Origin of the sequence: Metabacillus litoralis (assembly GCF_020524045.1) — a bacterium.
In the GTDB taxonomy this organism is placed as follows: Bacteria; Bacillota; Bacilli; order Bacillales; family Bacillaceae; genus Metabacillus; species Metabacillus litoralis_C.
Window position 1 is genome coordinate 1 of record NZ_JAIVKL010000039.1, and the last position, 3174, is coordinate 3174.

A 3174-nucleotide genomic window follows, 5' to 3' on the forward strand; every position below is an offset into this window, starting at 1 on the left:
CGAACACGGAAGTTAAGCTCTTCAGCGCCGATGGTAGTTGGGGGTTTCCCCCTGTGAGAGTAGGACGTCGCCAAGTAAAGAGTGAAAAGATCAGTAGAGATACTGGTCTTTTTTTGTGGAGAAAAAGGTAGAAGGAAAAAATTGATCAATCCATTAATTTATTTATATCGAAGATATTGTGTAAGAGGTAGAGACTAAAAAGCACTACTAGCCTGAGGCTTGGGAGAAGCAAGAAGGTCAAGGAAGCGCAGCGAATGAAGACCGGAATGTGCGAAGTTGGCACATGAGGATCTGATTGAACAAGCTGACGCGGAGATTCGCCGCTTATCGCAAGCCGAAATCCGGACGCGGAAGTTAAGCTCTAGCACCGATGGTAGTTGGGGGTTTCCCCCTGTGAGAGTAGGACGTCGCCAAGTAAAGAGTGGAAAGATCAGTAGAGATACTGGTCTTTTTTTGTATAGAAAAGTATTGATTGAAGATTTCTTTTTATTTATAGGCATGTTAGTGCTTAATGATGATGTTTTAAAATAAATCTGGACTTCCAAAAAATTGAAAGGATAAAGAGCTATGTTTTGATAATTTAACTAAAGCATCCGTTTGTTGAATAACTTTTAACCAAAATTCCTATCTAAAAACAGAAGTAGATAACTACCTGCACAAAGATAAATTGCAATTTGGGTTGTAATATAGATTGAACGTTCAAATAAATTAAGTTTTCTTTCCCTCTTAATTTTTTTAAAGTATCTGTAATAATAGAATGAACACAGGAGTAGTATTATTGCCGATATTTGAAATAAGTTTTCTAATAAACTAACCATAAAATCATCTCCTCACTTTACATAAACAGCTCCTCAACTTATGAATCATTGCTAAAATATATCTAAGTATTTTCAACGAAGTCCCTTACAAAATTCTACTTAATCATATCATTTAACACTATATATTTAGGTGAACTGAATATTCCTTTCTTATTGGCTAATCCTGCCCGATAGTTGAAGAAGAACATAAAAACCAATCGAAATATTTATATGCTAATATGCTTATTCAGCATTCGCACCCTTTAGTTAAAGATGAAAGTATAAACCATCATTTTGACCTAAAGATAAATTCACTTGTGATTATGGCAAAAATTATGGCGACTATTATTAGAATAAACTCAAATACAGTATATTCTAAATTAAACGACGTTACTAGGTAATCTAATAGGTTCTTATATAATACTATTAATAAAATAGTAGTAGCATACTTCAAAATTTTCTTGCTGAAACTTTTCAAATTATTATTCTCCAATCTTCTAAAATGCTTTTTGAATGGTAATACACTTTTTGACGGGTTATTTATGTACATCTTCAACCCAATAGGAAGGATGGGTCTTGTTTCGAGTGAATCGACTTTGCCTAATATCGTCTTTTAGGACTGGTATCAATAGTTCACTTTGTTAAGACATCAACATATTTATATCAGAGCTTACTAGATCATCTAATTTGGAAAGAAGTTGTACAATATATAATATATAAACCACAAGTTTAATTATAAACGAACAAATGCATAGAGAGGAGGAAGATGAGATGGGAAATAAGATAGAGTTAAGAGAACATTTATTTCAACTAGAAAAGAATTTGTTAAAGCCAGAGATTCGTACGTCTCAAAACGAACTTGCCAATATATTAGCCGACCAGTTTTTTGAATTTGGAAGCTCAGGAAAAGTTTTGTATAAGGATGGGAATATAGGTGAAGAAGGTATTGGTATAGTAAACATGAAATTGAGTGATTTTGAAATACATCCTTTGTCAGATGAAATAGTGCTAGCAACTTATCGTGTATTTAATGAGGATACAAAACAACATTCGTTACGTAGCTCTATCTGGAAGTCTATTAATGATAAATGGCAAATGGTATTTCATCAAGGAACAAAAACAAATTCTCCATTTTCTTCATAATGTTCAATTATCTAGTTTTGAATAACTATAAAGTAGTACCGAGTCGATTTGTAGTTAGAAATTCTCTTGTCTAACGAAAAGAATAGTCTGCGAAGGTATCACCTAATAAGAGATTACATCAAAATTTACCAGACTAATGAAAAACGTTCATAGTATTTATTAAGGATGCTTAGCTGAAAATACTAGAGATTAAATCATCTATTATAAGTTAATTTATCTAGCACAGTGGCAATTATGATTCCTGTTGTATATCGAATTAGGTCAATCGTAAGATATCCTTTTCCTAAAATTAATGCTCCTATTAAGTTACTTCGAAGGAAGTTAATCCAGTCTGCTTGATAAAGTTGGCTAAATTCAATAATAAAGCAAAAAATTAAACTGAACCAAAAGCTTATATGGAGATTTTTACGAATTAATAGGAAACGGAAGCCGTAATAACTCATCATTGCCCATAATATATCTCCTGCATTTTGAGTAATAATTGAAGGAAATATATAGCTAAATTCTCTAGAGGCTAGGCCAAGTATAATTGTGATGAAAATAGCAAATATATAATTTGTTCTTTTATATAGAATTGTTCCTTTTTTATACATTGTTTTGATCACTCTTTTTCAGACTATATTTTGTTTAGGAGAAATTCTACACTATTAGTTTATTGTCCTGCTTAATATCTAGAAAGGGATTGATTTCTTTTAAATAATTTATTGAAAAGGTTGTGTAATTTATTTCACATTGATGTATTTTATCATTTAGACTAACTAATAGTTTTGTGCAATACTAATTAATATAATAAAAGCGCATATGCAAGATGTTAGGGAATTAGCTGTAGTAAGACTAAAGAATTTGGTTAATAGCTATTATTTCTAAAGTTTATGATGATTTTCTTAAAAAATATTGACTATACTTTAGTTTTAGGTTATTATAAGTTTCTGCCCACTAAGGTAGATGTCTTTTAGAAAACTATCTCGCAAAAATAAATTCAAAAAACATTGACTTTATTAGTAGAGAGATGTTATGATAAATACCTAGTCGCGAACAACGACTAATAAATGATCTTTGAAAACTAAACAAAACCAAGCGTGCCAACGTTAATTTCGATTAACAAAACGTACTATATAGTACAAAACGAAACAAACTATGAGCAAGTCAAACACTACTTTATTGGAGAGTTTGATCCTGGCTCAGGACGAACGCTGGCGGCGTGCCTAATACATGCAAGTCGAGCGAATTGATG

Annotated in this window: 4 protein-coding genes and 1 rRNA gene; 3 read left to right on the plus strand and 2 right to left on the minus strand. The window is 31.7% G+C overall.

Annotation, left to right across the window (positions count from 1 at the left end):
- The first annotated feature begins 393 nt into the window (after window positions 1–393).
- Entirely contained in the window at window positions 394–531 is a 138-nt protein-coding gene (locus tag LC076_RS23875; RefSeq protein WP_226671596.1) for a hypothetical protein, read from the plus strand.
- 80 nt (window positions 532–611) lie between these two features.
- Here the strand turns inward: LC076_RS23875 and LC076_RS23880 are convergent, their stop codons facing one another.
- Window positions 612–818, minus strand: a complete 207-nt coding sequence (locus tag LC076_RS23880; RefSeq protein ID WP_226671597.1) for a hypothetical protein — start codon at window positions 816–818, stop codon at window positions 612–614.
- A 750-nt stretch (window positions 819–1568) separates the two neighbouring features.
- On the opposite strand from LC076_RS23880, the gene LC076_RS23885 reads away from it, so the two are divergent.
- The gene (locus LC076_RS23885; protein WP_226671598.1) at window positions 1569–1940 is read left to right on the plus strand and encodes a DUF4440 domain-containing protein; all 372 of its coding nucleotides are present in this window, start codon (window positions 1569–1571) and stop codon (window positions 1938–1940) included.
- 194 nt (window positions 1941–2134) lie between these two features.
- On the opposite strand, the gene LC076_RS23890 is transcribed toward LC076_RS23885, so the two are convergent.
- Entirely contained in the window at window positions 2135–2533 is a 399-nt protein-coding gene (locus LC076_RS23890; protein WP_226671599.1) for a DUF2809 domain-containing protein, read from the minus strand.
- Between the two features lie 565 nt (window positions 2534–3098).
- Here LC076_RS23890 and LC076_RS23895 point away from each other — a divergent pair.
- Window positions 3099–3174 (plus strand): 16S ribosomal RNA (locus LC076_RS23895); the annotation flags it as partial.

Coding starts and splice junctions, on each gene's coding strand:
- LC076_RS23880 (WP_226671597.1), bottom strand. CDS start 818: ATGGTTAGTTTATTAGAAAACTTATTTCAAATATCGGCAATAATACTA.
- LC076_RS23885 (WP_226671598.1), top strand. CDS start 1,569: ATGGGAAATAAGATAGAGTTAAGAGAACATTTATTTCAACTAGAAAAG.
- LC076_RS23890 (WP_226671599.1), bottom strand. CDS start 2,533: ATGTATAAAAAAGGAACAATTCTATATAAAAGAACAAATTATATATTT.